Origin of the sequence: Archangium sp., from assembly GCF_036388035.1 — a bacterium.
Taxonomy (GTDB): Bacteria; Myxococcota; Myxococcia; order Myxococcales; family Myxococcaceae; genus Archangium.
In genome coordinates, this window is the sequence record NZ_DASVSO010000310.1 from 1 (window position 1) to 3,582 (window position 3,582).

Consider the following 3,582-nt stretch of genomic DNA (forward strand, 5'->3'; position numbering starts at 1 on the left):
CGTGGTGGGCGTGCCGGACGAGCGCATCGGCCAGCGCATCAAGGCCTACGTGGTGCTGGCGCCGGGGTTCACGGGCTCGGAGGCGCTCATCACGGAGCTCCAGGAGTACGTGAAGAAGACGACGGCGCCCTACAAGTACCCGAGGGAGATTGAGTTCGTGACCGAGCTGCCCAAGACGGTGAGCGGTAAAATCCGCCGCACGGACCTGCGGGCCATGGCCCAGCAGCCCGCGAAGAGGGACTGAACCTTCAGCCCCCCTGCCTGGCGCCGCCTACTGCTCGGCGCGGGCCTCTTCGACCGGGGCCACGCGCTCCACCAGCGACGCCACCTGGGACTCGCGCAGGCGCAGCAGCGGCCCGGGCACCAGCCCCCCCAGGACGACGAGCGCGAACAGCCCGAGGGCCACCCACCGCTCCCGGGGCAGCAGCTCCTCCACCGTCTCCAGCGCTGGGGCGTGGCCATGGGCGGGCGTCCCGAGGAAGGTGCGCTGGAAGGCCCGGAAGAAGGCGATGGCGTTGATGGCGGTGGCCAGCAGCATGGGGAGCGCCACCAGCGGGTGGGCACCCAGGATGCCGTGCAGCAGCAGATCCTCGCCCACGAAGCTCATCGTCCCCGGGAAGCCCAGGCTGGCGAAGCCCAGCAGGAAGAAGAAGGCCGCCATGCGCGGGGCGCGGCGCACGAGCCCGCCCAGCCGCGTCAGGTCCGTGGTGCCCGTGCGGGCCTCGAGGGCCCTCACCACCAGCATCAGCCCCGTGAACGCGAGGCCCACGGCCACGCTCTGCAGCAGGGCCCCGGCGAGGCTCTGGACATTCACCATCGCGAGCCCCGCCAGCAGCAGCCCCGACTGGCTCACCAGGAGGAAGCCCACCATGCGGCGCAGGTCCACCTGCGCCAGCGCCAGCACGGCGCCATAGAGCGCCCCACAGAGTCCCAGCACGCCCAGCAGCGGCCCGGCATGGTTCCACTGCTCGGGCAGCAGGGGCATCACCACCCGCACCAGCAGGTAGAGCCCCACGTGGACGTTCACCAGCAGCGGGCCCAGTCCGTACGGCCCGCGTGCCATGAGGACGGGCAGCCAGGAGTGGAAGGGCACCACCGCCATCCGCACCCCCACCGCCAGCAGCAACAGCCCGAAGAGGGGCCGCTGCCACGCGTCCGGCACTCCGCGCGCGAGCAGCTCCGTCAAGGCGAAGGGCTCCTCCACCCCCGCGCGCCAGCCCGCCACGCCCACCAGCACCGTGGCCGCCAGCAGCGGCAGTGTGCCGGCGATCATGTAGGTCCGGAAGGTGCGCAACGTTCGCGCCTCCGGCCCCGCCCGCGCGCCGCGGGAGACGAGCACGCTCGGCGGCACCAGCGTGGCGAGGAAGAAGGCGAGCATCAGCGCCAGGTCCTGCGCGCAGAAGAAGCCCAGCGTCGCGCTCTCGGTGAGCAGCAGCACGACGAGCGTGCTCCGGTCCAGGGCCTGGTGCGGACCGGCCGCCACCAGTCCCAGGGTGAGCAGCGCGGTGAGCGCCAGCGCCAGCACGCTCGCGCCGTCCACGCCCAGCCGGTACACCAGGCCGAGCAGCGGCACCCGGAACCCCGACTCCAGCAGCTGCGGCTCCGGCTGTCCGCCGCGGAAGAGGAGCACCACCCCGGCCGCCAGGGCCAGGGTGAGCACCGCCACGCCCGTGGCCACCTGACGGGCCCGCGCGGGTTGACGCACCCACCGCAGCGCCACCGCGCCCAGCGCCGGCAGCGCCACCAGCAACGAGAGAAGAGGAAGGGAGGGCTGCATTACATGACTCCTGTCGACTGGCCGCCCGAGGACTGCTTCGCGGGCGTCATCTCGGGCGGCTGCTCGGGCTGGCTCGGCTCCTGGCGCGGCATCCAGCCGCTCAGTGCACCCACCCAGCGCCGCTCCGCCTTGTCACTCCACTGGCCCAGCCGCAGCAGGGGGCCCATCACCCACCGCTCGTGCAGGACCTCCAGCGCGAAGCGCTCCAGGGCCAGGCGGTAGAAGCGCCGCAGCAGGCCCTCGGACAGCACCCGGTGCGCCACCGCGACGGCGGGAGGCTTCGCCGCGCGAAGGGCCGCGCGTCGCGCCTGCGCCTCGCGCAGGGCCGAGGGCGCCCGCAGCAGCTGCAGGCACCGCAGGCAGGCGTGCGCCACCAGGTGCACCAGCGCCAGCGTGTACAGCCCCAGGCCCACCTCGGCGAACAGCAGGCCCACCTGGGTGAGAACGCCATAGGCCAGCGAGCTCTTCACGTCCGTCTGCACCCGCCACACCAGCGTGGCATGCACGGCCGTGAGCAGGCCCACCCCCACCAGCACCCCGCGCGCCAGCGGTGCGTGCTCCAGCACCGGCGCCACGCGCAGCAGCAGATACACGCCCGCGTGCACCGAGAGCGCCCCGTAGAAGAGGGCGCTGGAGGGCGTGGGCCCCTCCATCGCGCGAGGCAGCCAGCTGCTGAAGGGCAGCTGCGCCGACTTGCCCATGGCCCCCAGCGTCAGGCAGAGCGCCAGCACCGTGGCCGGCACCCCTCCGAGCGCCACCGCCTCGCCCGGCCAGGCTCGCGCCCCGAAGGCCTCCGCCCACTCGGCCGTGCCCGTGAAGTGGTGCAGCAGCACCACGCCCACCAGCAGGCCCATGTCGCACAGCCGATAGATGGTGAAGGCCCTCAGCCCCGAGCGCACCGGCGTCGTCCGCTCGTGGAAGAAGGCGATGAGCAGCGCCGACGTGAGGCCCACCAGCTCCCAGCCCACGAAGAGCAGGTCGATGCTGCCGCTCTCCACCAGCACCAGCATTCCCAGGGTGAAGAGGCACAGCAGCAGGAAGAAGCGCGCGAAGCCCGGCTCGCGGTGCAGGTAGTTCACCGAGAACCGGCCGATGAGCAGGGTGATGGCGCTGGTGAGCACCATCATCGTCGCCGACAGCCGGTCGATCAGCAGCGAGACCCGGAAGGTGTAGTCCCCGGCGGAGAACCACTGGCCCACCTCCACCTCCAGCACGTCCCGGGGGTGCAGCGCCAGACTGGCCGCGGTCACCACCGAGCAGCCCAGCGACAGCCACAGCGCGCCCAGCACCCAGCGCACCACCGTGCGCTCGCTCGGCGCGCGGTGGACGAGCATCACGCCTCCCAGCACCCCGAAGGCCACCAGGGGCCAGAGCGGCACGGCCGCCGCGATCCACCCGAGTTGGAGTTCAGTGAGCGGCATGGACGGAATCTCCAGAAGGTGAGGGGACGCGGCGCGCGGCGGGCGGGCCGGCCAGGGTCTTGTCGATCAGCGCCGGAGGCAGGAAGTCCCGCTGTCCGCGGTACCACTCGGGCGAGGAGGCCACCACGGGCAGGGGCGCGCTGGGTGGAGTGAGGGGCTGGAAGCCCCGGGGGGTGAAGCGCTGCTGCTGGCCCGTCGTCGGGTCCAGGCTCACCAGCTGCACCCACTCATTGCCGATGAGCTCGCGCAGCATCGGCTGGCGCGCGTAGATGGCCGACAGCAGCGCCACGCTCGCCTCCACGACGATGAGCAGGCGCACCGGCTCGTGGATTTCAATCATCTGTCGCGGCAGCCCGGTGCGCAGGTCGCTCTCCACCCCGTCCA

Annotated in this window: 4 protein-coding genes; 1 reads left to right on the forward strand and 3 read right to left on the reverse strand. The window is 72.6% G+C overall.

Annotated features, from left to right (window positions below; genetic code table 11):
- The coding region (locus tag VF697_RS12820) for an AMP-binding enzyme (protein WP_414641282.1) at positions 1-244 on the forward strand (244 nt) is incomplete at its 5' end.
- Positions 245-271: 27 nt separating this feature from the next.
- Here VF697_RS12820 and VF697_RS12825 read toward each other — a convergent pair.
- The 3 genes from VF697_RS12825 to VF697_RS12835 all read right to left on the reverse strand — a co-directional run.
- Positions 272-1,777 (reverse strand): NADH-quinone oxidoreductase subunit M, encoded by a 1,506-nt coding sequence (locus VF697_RS12825; protein WP_331094721.1) that lies wholly within the window; start codon positions 1,775-1,777, stop codon positions 272-274.
- On the reverse strand, positions 1,777-3,198 hold the full coding sequence (locus VF697_RS12830; protein ID WP_331094724.1) for an NADH-quinone oxidoreductase subunit L: 1,422 nt from the start codon (positions 3,196-3,198) through the stop codon (positions 1,777-1,779). The genes VF697_RS12825 and VF697_RS12830 overlap by 1 nt, the downstream gene beginning before the upstream one ends.
- The coding region (locus tag VF697_RS12835) for a putative inorganic carbon transporter subunit DabA (RefSeq protein ID WP_331094725.1) at positions 3,185-3,582 on the reverse strand (398 nt) is incomplete at its 5' end. The genes VF697_RS12830 and VF697_RS12835, both read right to left, overlap by 14 nt.